This is a genomic window from Lentimicrobium sp. S6 (assembly GCF_013166635.1).
Lineage (GTDB): Bacteria > Bacteroidota > Bacteroidia > Bacteroidales > UBA12170 > UBA12170.
Genome location: NZ_JABKBZ010000317.1, coordinates 1 through 304 on the forward strand (window position 1 = coordinate 1; position 304 = coordinate 304).

Here is a 304-nt window from a genome sequence, read left to right on the forward strand (position 1 = left end):
ACAATATTGCCCCAGTAATGGCCTCACAGAATGTAACTATTCAATTAGATGCCTCAGGAGCAGCCAGTATTACAGCCGCCAATATTGATAATGGAAGTTATGATAACTGTGATTTCACCTTAACAGCAAGTCAAACAGACTTTGCTTGTACAGACCTAGGCTTAAATACAATTACCTTAACCGGAACAGATGCCAGTAATAATGTATCAACAATTACTGCCGATGTCACAGTAGAGGATGTTATTGACCCAAGTATTACTTGTGGAGCAGCAATAAGCCAAACCGCAGATGCAGGACAAGCCAA

At 40.8% G+C, this 304-nt stretch carries 1 protein-coding gene; it reads left to right on the plus strand.

Translation table 11 applies throughout. The features are described from left to right. A partial coding sequence (locus HNS40_RS22865; protein ID WP_172285007.1) for a hypothetical protein occupies positions 1–304 on the plus strand: 304 nt, incomplete at both ends.